The following is a 19,775-nucleotide window of genomic DNA, read 5'->3' as shown; positions in this document are numbered from 1 at the left end:
AGACCAGATACTCGTCGGCGGTGCGGCGCTCGTCGGTCGAGATGCGCCACCGCCAGCGGATTTCGTCGCCCTCCACCAGCGCAAACACGATATTGGTGTTGCCGACATCGATCGCCAGAAGCATCAGCCACCCTCCCCGGCGGCGGGTGCCAGCCACACATCGCCCGCATGCACGACATACAGCGCCCCATCAGGCAGCAACAGGTGCAAGGCCCCATCATCCGCCAGGCCCGCAAAGCGCCCGCCGATGCGCGCGCCGTCGCGGTTCACCAGCAGTTCGGTGCCCGGCGGATGCGCACGTTGCAGCCAGTCTGTGCGGATCGCGGCAAATCCGCCGTGACGCCACGCCGCGCGGCGTTTGGCAAAGGCTTCGGCCAGCAGTTCGGCAAATTCGGCAGCGGCGACGGTCGGGCCATGGTCGCAGACGGCTGCCGTAGGCCGGTCGGGCAAAGGTGGCGCCGCCACCAGATTGACGCCGATCCCCAGCACCAGCACATCGCCTTCGCGCTCCAGCAGGATGCCCGACAGCTTGGCGCCCGCAAGCAGCACGTCGTTCGGCCACTTAAGTTGCAGCAGGCCGGGATCGACGAAACGCGAAACGACATCATGCAGCGCCAGTGCGGCAACAAAGCCGAGTTCGGCAGGATTTCCCTCTCCGGGCCGGGGGCGAACGAGGCCTGACATCGCCAGATTGCCGACCGGCATCTGCCAGTCGCGGCCCATGCGCCCTCTGCCTTTGGTCTGCCGGTCCGCGCGTACCCACTGCCCATCGGGCAAACGCGCAGCGTTTTCCCGCAGCCAGTCGTTCGTCGAGCCGGTTTCTTCCAGATGGAGGATCAGAACAGGCTGCCCGCAGCGACCTTTGCCGCTGCCGCCATCGGCCCGAGCAGCAGATACCCTGCCGGCGAGCAGAATACTGCGGCCGCCACCGTGATGCCCTTGTTCACCCCCACACCGCCGTCATCGACGACAACACCGGCCGGCGGGTCGAGGAACAGGATCTTCACAACCTTCAGGTAGTAATAGGCCGCAACGACGCTGAGCAGCACACCGATCACCGCCAGCAGCAACAGCCCGGCATCGACCGCAGCGTTGAACACCGCAAGCTTCGCCATGAACCCGAACAGCGGCGGCACCCCGCCCAGCGACAGCATGAAGATCGCCAGCGCCGACGCCAGCCACGGCCGCGTGCGGGCCAGGCCCGCCATGTCAGACAGGGTTTCCACCGGGCGGCCATCGGCATCCTTCAGCGCCAGCACGACGATGAACGCGCCGATTTCCATCACCAGATAGATCGACAGATAGAGCAGCACCGCCGCCACGCCCGCCGGGCTTGCCGAGGCAACGCCGATCAGCATGAAACCGACGCTGTTGATCGCCGAATAGGCAAGCAGACGCTTGATGTTGGTCTGGCCGATCGCGCCCAGTGCACCCAGCAGCATCGAGGCGATGCTCATGAAGATGATGATCTGCCGCCAGTCGCCGACGAGGCCCTGGAACGGATCGAAGGCAACCCTTAGCAGCAGCCCCATCGCCGCCACCTTCGGCGCCGACGCGAAGAATGCCGTCACCGGTGTCGGCGCGCCTTCATAAACATCGGGCGTCCACATATGGAACGGTGCGGCCGAGATCTTGAAGGCAAGGCCTGCGAACACCAGCACAAGGCCGATGATCGCGCCGACATTGCTCCCCTCTCCGCCAAGGGCGGCGGCGATGGCGGTGAAATCGGTGGAACCGGCAAACCCGTAAACCAAGCTTACGCCATATAGCAGCAGGCCAGACGCCAGTGCACCCAGCACGAAATATTTCAGGCCAGCTTCCGACGAGTGCTCGTCGTCGCGGTTATACGACGCCAGCACATAGGCGGACAGGCTCATCAGTTCCAGCCCGACATACAGCGTCAGCAGGTTGTTGGCCGACACCATGACGAACATGCCGAGTGTCGACAGCACGATCAGCACCGGAAATTCAAACCGGGTGCCTTCCAGCCGTTCGAGATAGGGGATCGCCATCAGCACGGTAGCACCGGCACCCGCCAGAATCAGAACCTTCAGGAAGGTCGACAGATTGTCGGCGACATAGAGATCGTTCCACGCAAGCAGACGGCCCGGAGCATCGTCCACTACCGTCAGCCCGGCGAAAACGAACAGAAGCACCGCCCCCCACGAGACAACGCGCAGGGAATCATTGCCGCGAAAAACGCCGAACATCAGCAGCAGGATGGCACCCGCCGCCAGCACCACTTCGGGCATACCGATGGCCAAGGATTGTGCGAGCGTCACCTGACTTCTCCTGCGCCGGCCATTGGTGCGGCGGCGGGCGTTGCGCCTACCCCGGCAATCTTGGTGTGGGCGGTCCTTGGCGGCTTCGCGCGTTCGACGCGCGCCACGATGCTTTCGACAGGCGCCTTCAGTGGTGCAAGGAATGGCTTGGGGTAGAGGCCGATCCACAGAGCGACTGCGGCCAGCGGCACGAAAATCGCCCATTCGCGCGCCGAGATATCCGGCATCGCCGCCGCATCAGCATTCTTTTGCGGACCGAACATCACCCGCGCATAGAGCCACAGCATGTAGCCCGCGCCCAGAATGACCCCGGTTGCCATCACGAAGGCAACGCGGGTTTCAGTGAGGAATACCCCCGACAGCGACATGAATTCGCCGATGAAGTTCGACGTGCCCGGAAGCGCGATCGACGACATGGTGAAGATCATGAAGAAGGTGGCATACCACGGCATGTTCGACGCGACGCCGCCGTAACGGTCGATCTCGCGGGTGTGCAGCCGTTCGTAGATGACGCCCACACAGTAGAACAGTGCCGCTGAAACCACGCCGTGCGCCAGCATCACCACGATGGCGCCTTCAAGGCCCTGCGTGTTGAACGCGAATGTGCCGGCCGTCACGAACGCCATGTGCGCGACCGACGAATAGGCGATCAGTTTCTTCATGTCGGACTGCACCAGCGCCACGAGGCTGGTGTAAACGACAGCCACCATCGACAGCGCGAACACCAGCCACATGAACTGCACCGAAGCATCCGGGAACATCGGCAGCGAGAAACGGATGAAGCCGTAGCCACCCATCTTCAGCAGCACGCCCGCAAGGATCATCGATCCGGCCGTCGGCGCCTCGACGTGGGCATCCGGAAGCCAGGTGTGCAGAGGCCACATCGGCACCTTCACGGCAAAGCTGGCGAAGAATGCAAGCCACAGCCATGTCTGCGCTTTCAGCGGGAAATCATGCGCCATCAGCGCCGGGATGTCCGTCGTGCCTGCCTCGCGCGCGATCCACAGCATCGCCAGCAGCATCAGCACCGAACCAAGGAAGGTATAAAGGAAGAACTTGTAGCTGGCGTAGATGCGGCGCTGCCCGCCCCATATGCCGATGATGGCATACATCGGGATCAGCCCGCCTTCGAAGAAGATGTAGAACAGGAAGATGTCGAGGGAGGCAAACACCCCGATCATCAGGCTCTCCATCACCAGGAAGGCCGCGATATATTCAGGAACGCGGGTCTTCACCGAGTTCCAGCCCGCCAGAATGGAAAGCGGCATCAGGAAGACCGACAGCATCGTCAGCATCAGGCTGATGCCATCGAGGCCAAGGTGCCAGCTAAGCAGGCCGCCGAACACTTCAGAACGCTCGACGAACTGGAACGCGGCAGTCGAGTTATCGAAACGGGACCATAGCAGCAGCCCCATCACGAACAGCACGATGGTCGTGCCAAGCCCGGTCAGCCGTGCCAGCCGTGCGCGCGAAGCTTCGTCTCCGGGAAGCATGAGCACCGCCAGCGCAGCAGCAAGCGGCAGCAAGATCATGGTCGTCAGCATCAGTTACCCCTTACCGGACCATGAACCAGGTGAAGAATGCGGCAACGCCAAGCAGCATCACCAAAGCGTAGGAATAGACCAGCCCCGACTGGAACCGGCGCGAAATCACCGATCCCTGCGCGACCAGATCGCTTACCCCGTCCGGGCCGAAGCGGTCGATGATCCCCTTGTCGCCGCCCTGCCAGAACAGGCGTCCGAACCACTTGGCAGGCCGGACGATGGCCACATCATACAGCTCGTCGAAATACCACTTGTTATAGAGGAACTTGTGCAGCTGCCGGAACATGGCGACAAACCGCGCCGCCGATCCGGGATTCCGCACATAGACCGCCCAGGCAATCGCCAGACCCAGCGCCATGACGATCGCCGGCGCCCAGTGCACCAGCGCGGGCACATGGTGCAGGCTCTCGAAGAAGGCGCCGTTGTGGACTATGGTGCCCTGCCAGAAGGCGGTTTCATCGCCGCCGACGAAGCGATCGTTGAAGATCGCGCCGGCAAACAGCGCGCCAAAACCAAGCACCGCCAGCGGGATCAGCATCACGCCCGGGCTTTCGTGCGGGTGGTATCCGCCAGTCCCCGTCGTGCCGTGGTGATGCGCGTGATCGGCCGCATGATCTTCGTGGCCCGCTTGGTCGTGCAGGGTGTGCTGGATATGCTCCGATCCCGCCCAGCGCGCGTCGCCATAAAAGGTCAGGAAGATCAGCCGCCAACTGTAGAAGCTGGTGAGCAACGCCGCGAACACGCCGGCAAAGAACGCCACGCGCCCTGCTTCGGTGCCGGATTCCCATGCAGCGAACAGCACGGCGTCCTTCGAGAAATAGCCCGACGTATAGTTCACACCGGTAATCGCGATGGTGCCGATGACCATGATCCAGAAGGTGAACGGGATCGCCTTCCTGAGCGCACCGTAATGCCGCATGTCCTGCTCGTGGTGCATCGCGTGGATGACCGAACCGGCGCCAAGGAACAGCAGCGCCTTGAAGAAGGCGTGCGTGAACAGGTGGAACATCGCCGCCCCATAGGCGCCGACGCCTGCTGCAAAGAACATATAGCCAAGCTGCGAACAGGTCGAATAGGCGATCACCCGCTTGATGTCGTTCTGTGTGGTCGCAACCGTTGCGGCGAAGATCGCCGTCAGCGCGCCGACATAGGTGACGACGGTCGAGGCAGTCACGCTGGCCTCGTAAAGTGGCGACATGCGGCACACCAGAAAAACGCCCGCAGTCACCATCGTTGCCGCGTGGATGAGGGCCGACACAGGCGTCGGGCCTTCCATCGCGTCGGGAAGCCAGGTGTGCAGCGGCACCTGCGCGGATTTGCTCATGGCGCCAACGAACAGCAGCAGCGCAATCGTCGTGATCGCATCGACCTGATAGCCGAGGAAGCTGAACGTCGCGCCCTTCGCCGCTGGAACACCGGCAAGGATCGTATCGATGTCGATGGTGCCGAACAGCATGAACAGCGCGAAGACACCCAGCATCAGGCTGAAGTCGCCCACGCGGTTCACCACGAACGCCTTGATCGCAGCGGCCCAGGCCGAAGGCTTTTCGTACCAGAAGCCGATCAGCAGGTAGGACGCCAGACCGACGCCTTCCCAGCCGAAATAGACCTGCACCAGATTGTCGGCCGTTACCAGCGCCAGCATGGCGAACGTGAACAGCGACAGATAGGCAAAGAAGCGGGGCTGGTCGGGATCTTCGGCCATGTAGCCCCAGCTATAAAGGTGCACCAGCGCCGACACCGAAGTGATGACGACCAGCATCACCCCCGTCAGCATGTCGACCTTCAGCGCCCATGTGACCGACAGCGTTCCGCTGGAGAACCAGTCTGCCAGGACCACGTCCTGCGCGGGGTTGCCGGCCATCAGGCCGATGAACGTCACCCACGACAGTGCGCACGAGATGAACAGCGCGCCCGTGGTGATCGCCTTGGCGGCGGTGTTGCCAAGCGCCCGGTTGCCGATGCCGGCAATCAGGAACGCGACGAGGGGAAGAAAGACAATGGCCTGTATCATGGGATCAGCCGCGCATCTGGCGGACATCGTCGACGGCGATGGTCCCGCGTTTACGGAAATAGACGACGAGGATCGCAAGCCCGATCGCGGCTTCGCCTGCTGCAACGGTCAGCACGAACATCGCGAACACCTGCCCGACCATGTCGTTCAGGAAGACCGAGAATGCGACGAGGTTCACGTTCACCGCCAGCAGGATCAGTTCGATCGACATCAGGATGATGATGATGTTCTTGCGGTTGATGAAGATGCCGAACACGCCCAGCGTGAACAGCATGGCGCCAACCGCCAGATAATGGCCGATCCCGATCATTTCACGCCCCCGCTGGTATCCACGCCAGCGCCGACTTCGGGCCGGGTGACGGTAATCGCGTTCACGGTCGTCCGCGCGTTCTGCCGGCCGACATCCTGGCGCTTCACGCCCGGTCGGCGCCGCAGCGACAGCACGATCGCGCCGACCATCGCCGTAAGCAGCACCATGCCTGCAAGCTGGAACACATAGACATAATCCGTGTAGAGGATGGTGCCGATCGCCTGCGTGTTGGAAAGCCCGGCACTGGCAGCCGGAACCGGTGCAGCACGCGCTTGCAGCGCCAGATCGCCGAACTGCCAGAAGAACCCGACCGTCACCAGCTCGACGGCAAGCACGAGGCCCAGCATCAGCCCCAGCGGCAGATAACGGGCAAACCCGGCGCGCAAGGCGACGAAGTCGATGTCGAGCATCATCACCACGAACAGGAACAGCACCGCAACCGCGCCGACATAGACGATGACGAGGATCATCGCGATGAACTCGGCGCCGATCACCAGAAACAGCCCGGCGGCGTTGAAGAAGGCGAGGATCAGCCACAACACCGAGTGCACGGGGTTGCGCGCAAGGATCACCATCAGGCCCGAGAGGACCACAACGGTGGCGAACAGATAGAATATGGCTGCCTGAATCACGGCTGGCCTCTGCCTTGTGCTGGGTTGGTCATCGTGCGGGCCTGCCGTTAGCGATAGGGAGCGTCAGCGGCAAGGTTCGCGGCAATCGCGCGTTCCCACCGCTCACCGTTCGCGAGCAGCTTCTGCTTGTCATACAGCAACTCCTCGCGGGTTTCGGTTGCGAACTCGAAGTTCGGGCCTTCGACGATGGCATCCACCGGGCACGCCTCCTGGCAGAAGCCGCAATAGATGCACTTCGTCATGTCGATGTCGTAGCGCGTGGTGCGGCGGCTGCCGTCGTCGCGCGGTTCGGCCTCGATCGTGATCGCCTGCGCCGGGCAGATCGCCTCGCACAGCTTGCATGCGATGCAGCGTTCCTCGCCGTTGGGATAGCGGCGCAGCGCATGTTCACCACGAAACCTTGGGCTGATCGCCCCCTTTTCATAGGGGTAGTTGATCGTGCTCTTGGGGCGGAACATGTATCTGAACGACAGCCAGTGGCCGAGGATCATGTCCCACAGCAACATCGACTTGGCGGCTTGGGCGATGCTCATGCTGCCCCTCCCGAGAAATGACCGGTGAACACGAGCCAGCCGGAAACCAGCACCACCCAGAACAGCGACAGCGGCAGGAAGATCTTCCAGCCCAGACGCATCAGCTGGTCATAGCGATACCTCGGCACGGTGGCCTTTACCCATGCGAACACGAAGAACATGAACACGATCTTCGCGAACATCCAGATGATCCCCGGCACCAGATACAGCGGCGCCCAGTTCACCGGCGGCAGATAGCCGCCAAGGAACAGGATACTGGTGAGCGCGCACATCAGCAGGATGTTCATATACTCGCCGAGGAAAAACAGCGCGAACGTCATCGACGAATATTCGACCTGATAACCGGCGACCAGTTCAGCTTCAGCCTCGGGAAGATCGAACGGCGGCCGGTTGGTTTCCGCAAGCGCCGAGATCAGGAACACCACACCCATCGGAAACAGCAGCGGGTTGAACAGGTTGCCGTTCACTAAGCCAAGGATGTTGCCGCGCTGGCTCTCGACGATGTCGGTCAGGTTGAAGCTTGAGGCATAGAGCACGACCGTGACGATGACGAAACCGATCGACACTTCGTAGGAAACCATCTGCGCCGCAGAGCGCAGGCCGCCCAGGAACGGGTATTTCGAGTTGGAAGCCCAACCCGACATGATGATCCCATAGACACCCATCGACGATACCGCGAACAGGAACAGCAGGCCGACGTTGATATCCGCCAGCACCCAGCCCGCATCGAACGGGATCACCGCCCACGCAACCAGCGCAAGCACGAAGGTGATGATCGGCGCGATGAAGAACACGCCCTTGTTCGCGCCCGAAGGCACGATCGTTTCCTTCAGGAACAGTTTCAGGCCGTCGGCGAAGGGCTGCATCACCCCGATCGGTCCGACCACGTTCGGCCCGCGACGCATCTGCATCGCCGCCCAGACCTTGCGGTCCACCCATGTCGAGAGCGCCATGCACAGCATCACCGGCAGCGCGATCAGCAGGATCAGGATCAGGTGAGCGACGAACCAGCCCAGCCCCTGCCCCATCCAGTTCTGGAAGAATTGCACCATTATTCCGCGGCCTCCAGAACGGGCTCGCGGCCCTCGAGGATCTCGGCGACGCAGGTCCGCATGGTCGGGCTGGCGCGCAGGATCGGGTTGCTGCTGTAATAGTCTGTGGCACGCGGCCGCGCCGGGCCGGACGGCTGCGCGGCAGCCAGCGTGGCTGCCTGCCACGGTGCCACGGTCAGCCCCTCGGCGCCGAGTTCCGGCCACTCGCGGTTGATGCGGGCACGCAGCTGGTCGAGGCTGTCATAGCCAAGCTTGTGCCCCAGCACGTCGGCCAGCGCGCGGAAAATGCTCCAGTCCTCGCGCGCGTCGCCGGGCGGGAAGGTTGCACGAAGCGATCGCTGCACGCGGCCTTCCATATTGACGAAGGTTGCGGGCTTTTCGGTGTAAGCAGCGCCCGGCAGGATGACGTCGGCAACCGCCGCACCCCGATCGCCATGGTGGCCGATGTAGATCTTGGTCGATCCGCCGAACGGCGCCAGCGCCAGTTCATCGACACCCAGCAGGAACAATACGGCCGGCGGATGCGCCGACAGCGCCTCCAGCCCTTCGCCAGCCCAGCCCGCCGTCATCGCCCCGACGCGCGACGCGGCGTCGTGCAGAATGTTGAAGCCCTGCCAACCATCTTTGACGAACAACGGCGTCAGGGCATGCGCCGCAGCCAGCACTTCAGCGGAGGCGTTGCGGCTGCCGATCAGGATCGCTGGCCGTTGCGCAGCGTCAAGCTTTGCGCGCACCTCGGCAGGAAGCGCTGCCAGCAGGCCGAGATCGTCTCCCAGTTCGGTGATCTCGTAGCGCGGATCGCTGCCCGAACCGATGCGGAACACGGTTGCACCACGACGGCGCACGGCCTTGCGGATACGGCTGTTCACCAGCGGCGCATCATAGCGCGGGTCGGCGCCGACGATCAGGATCACGTCCGCCGTTTCCAGCGCCGCAATCGTCGTGTTGAAGCGCCAGTGTGCCGCAGGCCCCTGATAGGCCGCGCCGTCGGTCCGGCATTCGAACCGGGTTACGCCGGAGGCCGCCAGAACATCCTTCGCGGCCACCAGATCCTCGACCGCCGAGAGGTTGCCGGCAAGTGCTGCAACCTTGTCGGGCGTCGTGCCGGCAAGCGCCGCCTTGACGGCCGCAAACGCCTGCGGCCACGTCGCCGGCTGCAATTCGCCGTTCACCCTGACCCACGGCCGATCGAGCCTGCGCTCGCGCAGCCCGTCGACGCCGAAGCGGCCGGCGTCGGCCACCCATTCCTCGTTCACATCGTCGTTGACGCGCGGCGTCACCCGCATCACCGCGCCAGACCGGGTTCCGGCGACGATGTTGGTGCCGACCGCATCCATCGCGTCGATCGCATCGGTGCGCTTCAGTTCCCACGCACGCACGCTGAACGCAGCCGGTTTCGAAGTCAGCGCGCCGACCGGGCACAAGTCGATGATGTTGCCCGACAGTTCGGTCGTCACCGTGGTTTCGAGGAAGGTGCTGATCTGCATGTCCTCGCCACGGTTCAGCGCGCCGATTTCCATGGCGCCACCGACTTCCTCGGCAAAGCGGATGCAGCGCGTGCAATGGATGCAGCGCGTCATCACCGTCTTGATCAGCGGACCCATGTGCTTTTCGGTCACGGCGCGCTTGTTTTCGGCAAAGCGGCTGCCGCCACGGCCATAGGCGATCGCCTGGTCCTGCAGATCGCACTCGCCGCCCTGATCGCAGATCGGGCAATCCAGCGGGTGGTTGATGAGGAGGAACTCCATCACCCCTTCCCGCGCCTTCTTCACCATCGGGCTGGTCGTGCTGATGACCTGTCCTTCGGCAGCGGGCAGTGCGCAGCTCGCCTGCGGCTTCGGCGGCCCCGGCGAAACCTCGACCAGGCACATGCGGCAGTTGCCGGCGATGGACAGACGCTCGTGGTAGCAGAAGCGCGGGATTTCCTTGCCGGCCGCTTCGCAGGCCTGCATCACCGTGGCGCCGGCCGGCACTTCCACTTCGATCCCGTCAACGGTCAGCTTGGGCATGGCTTATTCCCCTGCCTGCGCCATGGCGGGCACATCGACGAAGCCCCGGCGCTTGGCTATGCGCGCTTCGATTTCAGGGCGAAAATGGCGAATCAGGCCCTGAATGGGCCAGGCGGCTGCATCGCCCAGTGCACAGATGGTGTGTCCCTCGACCTGCGTCGTGACTTCCAGCAGCGTGTCGATTTCATGCGGCTCGGCGTCGCCGGTCACCAGCCGCTGCATCACCCGCCACATCCAGCCGGTGCCTTCGCGGCACGGCGTGCACTGGCCGCAGCTTTCGTGCTTGTAGAAGTAGGAAAGCCGGGCAATCGCGCGGATCACGTCCGTCGACTTGTCCATCACGATCGCGGCAGCGGTCCCAAGCCCTGATTTCAGTTCACGCAGTCCGTCGAAATCCATCGGCGCATCGATGATCTGGTGCGCGGGCACCAGCGGCACCGACGATCCGCCGGGGATGACCGCCAGAAGGTTGTCCCAGCCACCGCGAATACCGCCGCAATGGGTTTCGATCAGTTCGCGGAACGATACGCTCATGGCGTCCTCGACGACGCACGGGCGGTTCACATGTCCGGAAATCTGAAACAGCTTGGTGCCGTGATTATTCTGCCTGCCGAACCCGGCAAACCACTCAGGCCCACGGCGCAGGATCGTCGGCACGACCGCGATCGACTCGACGTTGTTCACCGTCGTCGGGCAACCATACAGCCCAGCCCCTGCCGGGAACGGCGGCTTCAGGCGCGGCTGCCCCTTCTTGCCCTCGATGCTTTCGATCATCGCGGTTTCTTCGCCGCAGATGTAGGCGCCCGCGCCACGGTGCACGAACACGTCGAAGTCATAGCCGGAACCGCAGGCGTTCTTGCCCAGAAAACCCTTCTGGTATGCTTCCTCGACCGCTGCGAACAGCACTTCGGCCTCGCGGATATATTCGCCGCGAATGTAGATATAGGCAGCCCGCGCGCGCATCGCGAAACCTGCGATCAGCGCGCCTTCCACCAGCTTGTGCGGATCGTGGCGGATGATCTCGCGGTCCTTGCAGGACCCCGGCTCGGACTCGTCGCCGTTCACCACCAGAAAGCTCGGGCGCCCGTCCTTCGATTCCTTGGGCATGAAGCTCCACTTCATGCCTGTCGAGAAGCCGGCGCCGCCACGACCGCGAAGGCCCGAATCCTTCACCTTCTGGATGATGGCGTCCTGGCCCAGCGCCATCAGTTCGCGCGTGCCGGCCCAATCGCCACGCTGCATCGCGTGCTCGATCCCCCACGGCTGGAAGCCATAGAGATTGGTGAAGATGCGATCCTTGTCGGCAAGCATCAGGCGATTTCCGTCAGGGTTGTCGGGCCGCCTTCGGGGCAGCTCGCGGTGCGGCCGATCGCACTGCCGGTTTTCGGCGTGCGGCCTGCGATCAGGTCTTCGAGGATGGTGGTCATGGTATCGTAGGTCAGGTCTTCGAAATTGTCGTCGTTGATCTGCACCACAGGCGCATTGGCGCAGCAGCCGATGCATTCCACCTCGGAGAGCGAGAACAGGCCATCGCCGGTCACTTCGCCCTTCTTCAGCCCCTTGTCGGCGCAGGCGCGCAGCACATCGTCGGAGCCGCGCAACATGCACGGCGTCGTGCCGCACACCTGCACATGATAGCGGCCGACCGGCTTTGGATTGTACATCGTGTAAAAGCTGACGACTTCCATCGCCCGCATCTTCGGCACACCGATCTGCGCCGCCACGAACTCGATCACCGGCAGCGGCAGCCAGGCGATGCCGGTCTGCTGTTGCATCTGGTATTGCGCCAGCCACAGCAGCGGCATGATCGCCGACGCCTCACGGCCCTTGGGATAACGCCCGATGATGCGCTCAACTTCGTGCGCATTGGCTTCAGTCCACTGGAAATCGCTGAAATCGCTCACCGGTCGACCTCTCCGAACACGATGTCGAGGCTGCCCAGCACTGCCGGAGCGTCGGCCAGCATGTGCCCTTTCAGCAGGAAGTCCATTGCCTGCAGGTGGCTCATGCCGGTCGCCCGGATGTGGCAGCGATACGGTTGGTTGGTGCCATCCGACACCAGATAAATGCCGAACTCGCCCTTGGGGCTTTCGGTCGCGACATAGACTTCGCCAGCCGGCACCTTGAAGCCCTCGGTATAGAGCTTGAAGTGGTTGATGAGCGCCTCCATCGAGCGCTTCATGTCGGCCCGGCGCGGCGGCACCACGTCGAACGCCGGGGCAAGAACCGGCTCGCCTTCGCAGGCCTGCAACCGGTCGAGGCACTGGATGATCAGCTTCACCGACTGGCGCATTTCCTCGATGCGGACCACCCAGCGGTCATAGCAGTCGCCGTTGCGGCCGACCGGAATCTCGAAATCGAGGTCGGCATAGCATTCATAGGGCTGGCTCTTGCGCAAGTCCCACGGAATGCCCGAACCGCGCAGGCACGGCCCGGTGAAACCCCAGGCAATCGCTTCCTGCGCCGTGATGACGCCGATATCGACGTTGCGCTGCTTGAAGATGCGGTTCTCGCCCAGAATGGTGACGACATCACCGATCACGCGCGGAAATGCCTCTGCCCAGACGCGAATGTCTTCAGCAAGGCCCGCCGGCATGTCCTGATGGACGCCGCCGGGGCGGAAATAGGCCGCATGCATACGCGCGCCCGACACCCGTTCCGAAAAACGGTAGATCTTCTCGCGCTCGGCAAAGAACCACAGGATCGGCGTCAGGCCGCCCACGTCCATGCCATGCGAGCCAAGGTTCAGCAGGTGGTTCGAGATCCGCATGATCTCGGCCCAGAGCACGCGGATCAGTTGTCCGCGCAGCGGCACCACGACACCCAGCAGCTTTTCGATGGCGAGCACATAGGAATGCTCCATCGACATCGGGCTGCAATAGTCGAGGCGATCCATATACGGGAGCGCCTGCAGGTAGGTCTTGTATTCACACAGCTTTTCGGTGCCGCGATGCAACAGCCCGATGTGCGGGTCGCAGCGCTCGATGATTTCGCCATCCAGCTCCATCACCAGGCGCAGCACGCCGTGCGCGGCCGGGTGCTGCGGTCCGAAGTTGATCATGTAGTTCTGGATGCGGCTTTCGCCCACCAGCAGCGTCGGGTCGACGGCCTGCCCTTCCAGAAGTTCGGCGATCAGATGCTCGCTCATTGCCCGCCCTCCGGCGCAGATGCCTTCTCGTCGCCGGGGAGGGTGCGCTGTCCTTCCCACGGACTGAGAAAGTCGAAGCTGCGGAAATCCTGCTTCAGCCTGACCGGCGCATAGACGACACGCCCCTGCTCTTCCGAGTAGTGCAGTTCGACATGACCCGTCAGCGGGAAATCCTTGCGGAAGGGGTGCCCTTCGAAGCCATAGTCAGTCAGAATGCGGCGAAGGTCGGAGTTGCCCTCGAACCAGACGCCATAGCAATCCCAGACTTCACGCTCCAGCCAGCCGGCGTTTGGATACATGCCGACGATCGACGGCACGGGCGCCCGTTCATCGGTCAGCACCTTCACCCGCAGCCGCCGGTTATGGCGCATGCTCAGCAGGTGGTAGGAAACATCGAAACGCTGCTCGCGCTCCGGGTAGTCGGCGCCGGCGATGTCCAGCATCTGGTCGAACGCCAGATCGGGTGCATCGCGCAGCCGCCCCAGCACCACATACAGGCTCTCGCGGCGGACGATCAGCGTCAGTTCGCCAACAGCCTCGACCGCTTCCAGCAGATCGCCACCAAGAAGTTCCCCGGCGCGGTCGGCAATGCCTTCATTGCCCGCGTATTTCGGCAGATGCGACACTGGCCTATCTCTCGAAGCTGCTGGCGCGGCGGATCTTCCGCTGCAAAGCCATGATGCCATAGAGCAGCGCCTCGGCGGTTGGCGGGCAACCGGGCACATAGATGTCGACCGGGACGATGCGGTCGCAGCCGCGCACCACCGAATAGCTGTAATGGTAATAGCCGCCGCCGTTGGCGCAGCTTCCCATGCTGATCACGTAGCGCGGTTCGGGCATCTGGTCATAGACGCGGCGCAGCGCCGGAGCCATCTTGTTGCAGAGCGTGCCCGCCACGATCATCACGTCGGACTGACGCGGAGACGCGCGCGGCGCGGCGCCGAAACGCTCCATGTCATAGTCCGGCATCGACGCGTGCATCATCTCGACCGCGCAACAGGCAAGGCCGAACGTCATCCACCACAGCGAACCGGTGCGCGCCCATGTCGTCAGATCTTCGAGGCTGGCGACAAGGAAACCCTTGTTCGACAGTTCCGAATTCACATCGGCGAAGAACCGGTCATTGCCGGCTTCCGGAGAGAGAAGCGTGCTGCTCATTCCCAATCCAGCGCCCCCTTCTTCCATTCATAGATGAAGCCGATCGTCAGCACGCCCAGAAACACCATCATCGAGCCCCAGGCGAACACCAGTTCGGCCCCCATGTGCTTCAGGCTGACGGCCCACGGAAACAGGAACGCGACTTCCAGATCGAAGATGATGAACAGGATCGACACCAGATAGAAGCGCACGTCGAAACGGCCGCGCGCCGACGAAAATGCCGGAAAGCCGCTTTCATATTCGGTCAGCTTGTCGGCGTAGGGTTTGTTCGTCGCCATCAGGTTGGAGACGAGGACCGGTAGCCCGGCGAAGATCACCGCGAACGCGATGGCAACGCCGAAGAAAAGCAGGATGGGAAGATATTCCCGCCCGATGTCGGATAGCTCTGGCATGGCGCTCCTCTAGGCAAGGCGACGAGTCGCGGCAAGCCTTGCCGGGCGCAGGCTGGCCGCAAAACGCGCGCTATGTTGCGGCAAATCCGCGCTAGCGAACAGCCCCGGCGATCAGGCGATGCAACCGCGAGTGGATCTGATCGTTGGCGGCGATGATTTCCCGCCGTTCCAGCATCTTCTCGGAGCCACGGAAGTCCGAGACGAAGCCGCCGGCTTCCCGCACCAGCAGCATGCCTGCGCTGACATCCCAGTGCGACAGGCCTTCTTCCCAGAACCCGTCGTAGCGGCCTGCCGCAACCCATGCGAGGTCGAGGCTTGCAGCGCCAAACCGGCGCACGCCCGCCACTTCCGGGATCACCCGGCCCAGAATCGACTCGAACCGCGCCTGATCGCCATGGCCGCGATAGGGAATCCCCGTCGCCACCAGCGCCTCGGCCATGTCGCGCCGGCCCGACACCCTCAGCCGCGCATTGTGCAGCCAGGCACCGCGGCCGCGCTCGGCCCAGAAGGTTTCGTCGGTCAGCGGCTGATAGACGACCCCCGCGACCTGCACGCCCATATGTTCGACGCCAACCGAGATGGCGAAGTGCGGGATTCCGTGCAGGAAATTCGTGGTGCCATCCAGCGGATCGATCACGAAACGCGGCGCGTTTTCCTCATCGCCGGGCATTTCGCCGCCTTCCTCCAGCAGGAAGCCCCAGCCCGGCCTGGCGCGCCGCAGTTCCTCGACCAGCGTATTTTCGCAGGTCCGGTCGGCCTGCGTCACGAAATCGGCCGGGCCTTTTTTGGAAACCTGCAACTGCGCGACTTCACCGAAATCGCGGCGCAGGCGTGTCCCTGCCTTGCGGCAGGCGCGATCGATCACGGTGATGATGGCGGACTGGCTCATGGCTGCTGCTCAGTCGGCCCGGCGAACATAGGTCTGTTCGTAGACGTCGACGACGATGCGTGTGCCGGTGCCGATATGCGGCGGCACCATCACGCGAACGCCGTTTTCCAGCACCGCCGGCTTGTAGGACGACGAAGCCGTCTGCCCCTTCACCACGGCGTCGGCCTCGACGATGGTTGCTTCAACCTGTTCCGGCAACTGCACGGAAATCGGACGCTCTTCATACAGTTCCATCGACACGTCCATGCCGTCGGTCAGGAACGCAGCCGCTTCCCCCAGCAGGTCCTTCGGCAGCGTGACCTGATCGTAGCTGTCCTTGTCCATGAACACGAGGTTGTCGTCCTCGGCATAGAGATACTGGAAATCCTTGGTGTCGAGTCGAACACGCTCCACGGTTTCAGCCGACCGGAAGCGCACGTTGGTCTTGCGGCCGTCGATCAGGTTTTTCATCTCGACCTGCATATAGGCGCCGCCCTTGCCGGGCTGGGTGTGCTGCGTCTTCACCGCACGCCAGATACCGCCTTCATATTCGATGATGTTGCCGGGACGGATGTCCACGCCGCTGATCTTCATGGGTTTCACCTGTGGGGATGCAAAAAGGGCCGCGTGCCTCTAGCGGGCGCGCGGCCAACCGGCAAGAGGGCGCGCAGCGCCCCCCGTCAGCGCGCGCCGGTGCCGGTGCGGGATTTCTGGCGGATGACGCGAAACTCCGATCCCTCGCGCCATTCGGGCCAGCGGGCGGAATTGGCCAGATCGCGGGCGATCCGGAACACCAGATCGGCGTCGTCGGCGGCCCCCCGGAAATCGAGTTCCGGCGTCCATGCGTCGCAGGCCTGATGGTAGCAGGCCATATAGCCCTCAAGCCAGCGGTTGCCTGCCTCGCGGCCGCCCTCCACCAGATCGGGCGCCCCGCTCATGGCCATCAGCAACAGCGTCGGCACCCCCTGGCGCGCAACCGAAAGATGGTCGGCGCGATAGAACAGCCCGCGTTCCGGCAGGGTTTCCGGCGTCACCCGCCGTCCGATCGCTGCAGCCGCCTTCGCCAGATCGGCTTCCAGTTCGTTCTGCCCGTCGCCCACCAGCAACAGGTCGTGCGACGGTCCGCCTGTGTTCATCACGTCGAAGGTATAATTGGCAACCGTCTGCGCCAGCGGCACCACCGGGTTGCGCGCATAATATTCGGATCCCAGCAGCAGCCGTTCCTCGGCTGTCCACAGGCCGAACAGCAAGGTCCGGTCGGTCGGTCCGGTTTCGCGGAACATCCGCGCCATTTCCAGCGTCGCTGCAACGCCCAGCGCATCGTCGTTCGCGCCGTGACGGATCGTCTGCCCCTTGGCGTCGGCCGGGCCGATGCCGAACGCATCCCAGTGGGCGCCGAACAGGATCGCTTCGTTCGGCCGGGTCTTGCCCGGCAGCTTGCCCAGCAGATTGTGGCTGACCGTCGTTTCATGCCAGACGGGCAGACCGGCCGAAAATTCGGCGCGCAAATAGACCGGCCGGAACGCCTTGCTGCGTGCGGCTTGCATCTGCTGTTCGAAATCCAGTCCTGCGTCGCGGAACAGCCTGCGTGCATACTCCTGCGAGATCCAGCCCTGCGCACGAAGCCTCGGGCCGCCGCCGCCGCCCGCAAGGTCGAAATTCTCGCTCGCCGGGGCGATTACCGTCTGCCAGCCGTAGGCGGCGCCTTCATTCTCGTGGATGATGAGCGCGCCAACCGCGCCGCGCCGCACAGCCTCTTCGTATTTGTAGGGCCAGCGGCCATAATAGGTCATGCGGCGGCCGCCGAACAGGTCATGCGCGTCGTCGCCGGGCTGGCTGCGGAAGTCCGGGTCGTTCACCAGCATGACGATGACCTTGCCGCGCACGTCGACGTCCTTGAAATCGTCCCACCCGCGCTCGGGCGCGGTCACGCCATAGCCGACGAACACCATAGGAACATTGTCGAATTCCACCTTGTCCACCGGCTGCTGGGTGGACAGGTAGATGTCGACATTGCGCTTCAGCGGGATGTCGCCGGCGGCGATCGGCCCGTCGCCCAAGCGCGTGTGCAGCAGCCTGACGGCCTGCGTCCAGCCGCCATTGTCTCCGGCGGGTTGCAGACCGATCGCCGTCATGCGCTCGACGAGGTAGCGGATCGTGCGCTCCTCTCCGGCGCCGCCGGGCGCCCGCCCCTCGAACGCGTCGGACGCCAGCACCTGAACGTCCTTCGACAGAGTTGCCGGTGAAACGGCAGGCGCCGGCGCCATCGCGGCAAGGGCCGGCAACAGCAGTGCGCCAAGCATCGCATTCCTCATTTCGCGCTCCTGATCGCCTGCTGAAAGGCGGATACGGCTACGTCCGACAGGTCCGCAGACCAGACCGCCGCTGACACCGCCAGAAAATCGGCACCGGCCGCCACCAGCGGCTGGCAGTTCGCCGCCGTTATGCCGCCGATCGCTACACAGGGGATCGGGCTGATCGAAGTCCACCAGCGCAGGATTTCCGGTTCGGCGTAATGCTTTACGTTTTTGGTGGCGGTCGGAAAAAAGGAACCGAACGCCACATAGTCAGCGCCGCTCTCTCCGGCGTCCATCGCCAGATGTCGGCTTGCGTTGCAGGTGACGCCGATCTGCGCCTCACGGCCCAGCAGGCGGCGGGCCTCTGCAGGATCTCCGTCGGTTTGCCCGAGGTGCACGCCATCCGCGCCGCACGCATGTGCCAGGTCGGCGCGGTCGTTCATGATGAAGGCGACGTCGGCCTCGCGGCAGATCGGCAGTAACCGTTCGGCCGCCTCCAGCACTACGTCGTCGGGCTGGTCTTTCAGGCGCAACTGGTAGGCAGCAACCCCGCCTGCAGCCAGCGCGCGCGCCAAATCCCCGGCATGCGCCCGCAGATCGAACGCAGGCGGCGAGATCAGGTAAAGCTGGCAGGGAGGGCGAACCTCCCTGCCAAATTCTTCCAGCGGATCGCTCATTCCTTGTTGAGGTAGATGCGCACGATCCGGTCGAGCAGCGCCAGAGCCTCGTCGCGCGGGCGCTGAAAGCTGTTGCGGCCGATGATCGAGCCATTGCCACCGCCATCGCGGATGGCGCGCGCGTCGTCGTAGACGGCGTCTGCGCCCTTGGCCGCCCCGCCCGAGAACACCACAAGGCGACGGCCTTCGAACGACGCCTGCATGACGTGCGCCACGCGCCTGGCCTGGGTCGACCAGTCGCCGCCCTGATAGGCCTTCTGCGCGTCCTTCTGCTCGATATGGTCGCTCGGCAGTTTCACCTTGATGATGTGTGCGCCCAGCAGCGCCGCCATGTGGGCGGCATAGGCGCCGACATCCAGCGCCAGTTCGCCGTCCTTCGACAGCTTGCCGCCACGCGGATACGACCAGACGACCGTCGCCAGCCCGACCGACTTCGCCTCGGCGATCAATTCGCGGACTTCCTCCATCATGCCGAACACATCGTCGGCGCCCGGATAGATGGTGAAGCCGATGGCCGAGCAGCCGAGACGCAGCGCGTCGTCGACGCCGCCCGTCACCGCCTGGTCGATGCTGGTCGCCCAGCTATTCGAGCTGTTGACCTTCAGGATCGTCGGAATCTGCCCGGCGAAGGTGTCGGCGCCGGCTTCCAGCATCCCGAGCGGCGCCGCATAGGCATTCAGCCCGGCGTCGATCGCAAGCTGGAAATGATAGTGCGGATCATAGGCGGGCGGATTCACTGCGAAGCTGCGGGCCGGGCCATGCTCGAAGCCCTGATCGACAGGCAAAATCACCATCTTGCCGGTGCCGGCCAGCCGCCCCGAACACAGGATGCGGGCCAGATTGGCCTTGGTGCCTGGAT

21 protein-coding genes are annotated in these 19,775 nt (G+C 63.8%); all 21 read right to left on the bottom strand.

Annotation, left to right across the window (positions count from 1 at the left end; all coding sequences use genetic code 11):
* Positions 1–124 (bottom strand): type III pantothenate kinase (locus AC16JP_RS02055; protein ID WP_484338938.1); only part of this gene is annotated, 124 nt, incomplete at its 3' end.
* The gene (locus AC16JP_RS02050) at positions 124–828 is read right to left on the bottom strand and encodes a biotin--[acetyl-CoA-carboxylase] ligase (protein WP_484338937.1); all 705 of its coding nucleotides are present in this window, start codon (positions 826–828) and stop codon (positions 124–126) included. The genes AC16JP_RS02050 and AC16JP_RS02055, both read right to left, overlap by 1 nt.
* Positions 829–836: 8 nt before the next feature.
* Entirely contained in the window at positions 837–2,282 is a 1,446-nt protein-coding gene (nuoN, locus tag AC16JP_RS02045; protein ID WP_484338936.1) for an NADH-quinone oxidoreductase subunit NuoN, read from the bottom strand.
* On the bottom strand, positions 2,279–3,826 hold the full coding sequence (locus AC16JP_RS02040; RefSeq protein WP_484338935.1) for an NADH-quinone oxidoreductase subunit M: 1,548 nt from the start codon (positions 3,824–3,826) through the stop codon (positions 2,279–2,281). Before AC16JP_RS02040 ends, nuoN begins: the two co-directional genes overlap by 4 nt.
* Before the next feature lie 10 nt (positions 3,827–3,836).
* Positions 3,837–5,840, bottom strand: coding sequence for an NADH-quinone oxidoreductase subunit L (nuoL, locus tag AC16JP_RS02035; RefSeq protein WP_484338934.1), 2,004 nt, complete (start codon positions 5,838–5,840; stop codon positions 3,837–3,839).
* A 4-nt stretch (positions 5,841–5,844) separates the two neighbouring features.
* Positions 5,845–6,150 (bottom strand): NADH-quinone oxidoreductase subunit NuoK, encoded by a 306-nt coding sequence (nuoK, locus tag AC16JP_RS02030; protein WP_484338933.1) that lies wholly within the window; start codon positions 6,148–6,150, stop codon positions 5,845–5,847.
* Positions 6,147–6,782, bottom strand: coding sequence for an NADH-quinone oxidoreductase subunit J (locus AC16JP_RS02025; protein WP_484338932.1), 636 nt, complete (start codon positions 6,780–6,782; stop codon positions 6,147–6,149). Before AC16JP_RS02025 ends, nuoK begins: the two co-directional genes overlap by 4 nt.
* A gap of 47 nt (positions 6,783–6,829) precedes the next feature.
* A complete protein-coding gene (gene nuoI / locus AC16JP_RS02020) occupies positions 6,830–7,315 on the bottom strand; it encodes an NADH-quinone oxidoreductase subunit NuoI (RefSeq protein WP_484338931.1) in 486 nt (161 codons plus the stop codon).
* Complete coding sequence (gene nuoH / locus AC16JP_RS02015; protein ID WP_484338930.1) at positions 7,312–8,367, bottom strand: NADH-quinone oxidoreductase subunit NuoH; 1,056 nt, start codon at positions 8,365–8,367, stop codon at positions 7,312–7,314. The genes nuoI and nuoH overlap by 4 nt, the downstream gene beginning before the upstream one ends.
* On the bottom strand, positions 8,367–10,376 hold the full coding sequence (gene nuoG / locus AC16JP_RS02010) for an NADH-quinone oxidoreductase subunit NuoG (protein WP_484338929.1): 2,010 nt from the start codon (positions 10,374–10,376) through the stop codon (positions 8,367–8,369). Before nuoG ends, nuoH begins: the two co-directional genes overlap by 1 nt.
* 3 nt (positions 10,377–10,379) lie before the next feature.
* Positions 10,380–11,687, bottom strand: a complete 1,308-nt coding sequence (nuoF, locus tag AC16JP_RS02005; RefSeq protein WP_484338928.1) for an NADH-quinone oxidoreductase subunit NuoF — start codon at positions 11,685–11,687, stop codon at positions 10,380–10,382.
* Positions 11,687–12,280, bottom strand: coding sequence for a complex I 24 kDa subunit family protein (locus AC16JP_RS02000; RefSeq protein ID WP_484338927.1), 594 nt, complete (start codon positions 12,278–12,280; stop codon positions 11,687–11,689). The genes nuoF and AC16JP_RS02000 overlap by 1 nt, the downstream gene beginning before the upstream one ends.
* Positions 12,277–13,524: an NADH-quinone oxidoreductase subunit D gene (locus tag AC16JP_RS01995; protein ID WP_484338926.1), complete on the bottom strand. Its 1,248-nt coding sequence runs from the start codon at positions 13,522–13,524 to the stop codon at positions 12,277–12,279. The genes AC16JP_RS02000 and AC16JP_RS01995 overlap by 4 nt, the downstream gene beginning before the upstream one ends.
* Positions 13,521–14,150, bottom strand: coding sequence for an NADH-quinone oxidoreductase subunit C (locus AC16JP_RS01990; RefSeq protein WP_484338925.1), 630 nt, complete (start codon positions 14,148–14,150; stop codon positions 13,521–13,523). The genes AC16JP_RS01995 and AC16JP_RS01990 overlap by 4 nt, the downstream gene beginning before the upstream one ends.
* A 4-nt stretch (positions 14,151–14,154) precedes the next feature.
* Positions 14,155–14,682: a NuoB/complex I 20 kDa subunit family protein gene (locus AC16JP_RS01985; protein WP_484338924.1), complete on the bottom strand. Its 528-nt coding sequence runs from the start codon at positions 14,680–14,682 to the stop codon at positions 14,155–14,157.
* On the bottom strand, positions 14,679–15,074 hold the full coding sequence (ndhC, locus tag AC16JP_RS01980) for an NADH-quinone oxidoreductase subunit A (RefSeq protein WP_484338923.1): 396 nt from the start codon (positions 15,072–15,074) through the stop codon (positions 14,679–14,681). The genes AC16JP_RS01985 and ndhC overlap by 4 nt, the downstream gene beginning before the upstream one ends.
* A gap of 91 nt (positions 15,075–15,165) precedes the next feature.
* Positions 15,166–15,963 (bottom strand): inositol monophosphatase family protein, encoded by a 798-nt coding sequence (locus tag AC16JP_RS01975; protein ID WP_484338922.1) that lies wholly within the window; start codon positions 15,961–15,963, stop codon positions 15,166–15,168.
* Positions 15,964–15,972: 9 nt separating this feature from the next.
* A complete protein-coding gene (efp, locus tag AC16JP_RS01970; protein WP_484338921.1) occupies positions 15,973–16,536 on the bottom strand; it encodes an elongation factor P in 564 nt (187 codons plus the stop codon).
* A gap of 86 nt (positions 16,537–16,622) precedes the next feature.
* Entirely contained in the window at positions 16,623–18,257 is a 1,635-nt protein-coding gene (locus AC16JP_RS01965; protein WP_484338920.1) for a M28 family peptidase, read from the bottom strand.
* Positions 18,254–18,916, bottom strand: a complete 663-nt coding sequence (gene thiE / locus AC16JP_RS01960; protein ID WP_484338919.1) for a thiamine phosphate synthase — start codon at positions 18,914–18,916, stop codon at positions 18,254–18,256. The genes AC16JP_RS01965 and thiE overlap by 4 nt, the downstream gene beginning before the upstream one ends.
* Positions 18,913–19,775 (bottom strand): class I fructose-bisphosphate aldolase (locus AC16JP_RS01955; protein WP_484338918.1); only part of this gene is annotated, 863 nt, incomplete at its 5' end. The genes AC16JP_RS01955 and thiE, both read right to left, overlap by 4 nt.

The organism is Sandaracinobacteroides sp., from assembly GCF_057137845.1.
Note: the sequence above shows the minus strand (reverse complement) of the source record. Positions and strands in the feature narration are given on the sequence as shown.

Coding starts and splice junctions, on each gene's coding strand:
- nuoG (WP_484338929.1), bottom strand. CDS start 10,376: ATGCCCAAGCTGACCGTTGACGGGATCGAAGTGGAAGTGCCGGCCGGC.
- thiE (WP_484338919.1), bottom strand. CDS start 18,916: ATGAGCGATCCGCTGGAAGAATTTGGCAGGGAGGTTCGCCCTCCCTGC.
- nuoK (WP_484338933.1), bottom strand. CDS start 6,150: ATGATCGGGATCGGCCATTATCTGGCGGTTGGCGCCATGCTGTTCACG.
- nuoF (WP_484338928.1), bottom strand. CDS start 11,687: ATGCTTGCCGACAAGGATCGCATCTTCACCAATCTCTATGGCTTCCAG.
- efp (WP_484338921.1), bottom strand. CDS start 16,536: ATGAAGATCAGCGGCGTGGACATCCGTCCCGGCAACATCATCGAATAT.
- AC16JP_RS02040 (WP_484338935.1), bottom strand. CDS start 3,826: ATGCTGACGACCATGATCTTGCTGCCGCTTGCTGCTGCGCTGGCGGTG.
- AC16JP_RS01975 (WP_484338922.1), bottom strand. CDS start 15,963: ATGAGCCAGTCCGCCATCATCACCGTGATCGATCGCGCCTGCCGCAAG.
- AC16JP_RS01995 (WP_484338926.1), bottom strand. CDS start 13,524: ATGAGCGAGCATCTGATCGCCGAACTTCTGGAAGGGCAGGCCGTCGAC.
- ndhC (WP_484338923.1), bottom strand. CDS start 15,074: ATGCCAGAGCTATCCGACATCGGGCGGGAATATCTTCCCATCCTGCTT.
- nuoL (WP_484338934.1), bottom strand. CDS start 5,840: ATGATACAGGCCATTGTCTTTCTTCCCCTCGTCGCGTTCCTGATTGCC.
- AC16JP_RS01985 (WP_484338924.1), bottom strand. CDS start 14,682: ATGAGCAGCACGCTTCTCTCTCCGGAAGCCGGCAATGACCGGTTCTTC.
- nuoI (WP_484338931.1), bottom strand. CDS start 7,315: ATGAGCATCGCCCAAGCCGCCAAGTCGATGTTGCTGTGGGACATGATC.
- nuoH (WP_484338930.1), bottom strand. CDS start 8,367: ATGGTGCAATTCTTCCAGAACTGGATGGGGCAGGGGCTGGGCTGGTTC.
- AC16JP_RS01965 (WP_484338920.1), bottom strand. CDS start 18,257: ATGAGGAATGCGATGCTTGGCGCACTGCTGTTGCCGGCCCTTGCCGCG.